1 rRNA gene is annotated in these 519 nt (G+C 40.1%); it reads left to right on the top strand.

The annotated features are described in order from the left end of the window. Nucleotides 1–413: 413 nt before the first annotated feature. Nucleotides 414–519 (top strand): 23S ribosomal RNA (locus ACEWB7_RS17445); the annotation flags it as partial.

The following is a 519-nucleotide window of genomic DNA, read 5'->3' as shown; positions in this document are numbered from 1 at the left end:
AGAAGCTACGCTTCGCGCAGTTGAAAGACTACGTAATAAGCAAACGGTTTGATAGCTTATAGAGCTTAGTAAGAAAGCGGCGTATAATGCGCGGCATTGTTATTAACCTCTGTGATTTATCACAGTATTGCAATCCGACGAGGATGCATTAAATCATTAACAGAATATATTTGAGTTGAAATAATTTGTTCATACTCATACAAGAGCGGAAACGAGAGATCGCAAGATTGATTGTTGAAGTGATTGAATGAGAACTAGCGAAATTAACTGAATCAAGCGTTTTGGTATATGAATCTAATTGAAGCTGTACAGTGATTAAGTTCACGAGACTCTAACTGTGTAATTGACTGAGTGATTGGTTGATTATGTTGTTTATCCTACTTGTAGGGATGAACGACTGTTTGGGGTTGTATAGTCAAGTAATTAAGTGCATGTGGTGGATGCCTTGGCAGTCAGAGGCGAAGAAAGACGTGATAGCCTGCGAAAAGCTCCGGGGAGGCGGCAAATATCCTGTGATCC

The organism is Acinetobacter sp. NIOH-H-8 (assembly GCF_046635365.1).
Classification (GTDB): Bacteria; Pseudomonadota; Gammaproteobacteria; order Pseudomonadales; family Moraxellaceae; genus Acinetobacter.
This window is presented reverse-complemented; position numbering and strand designations above follow the sequence as displayed.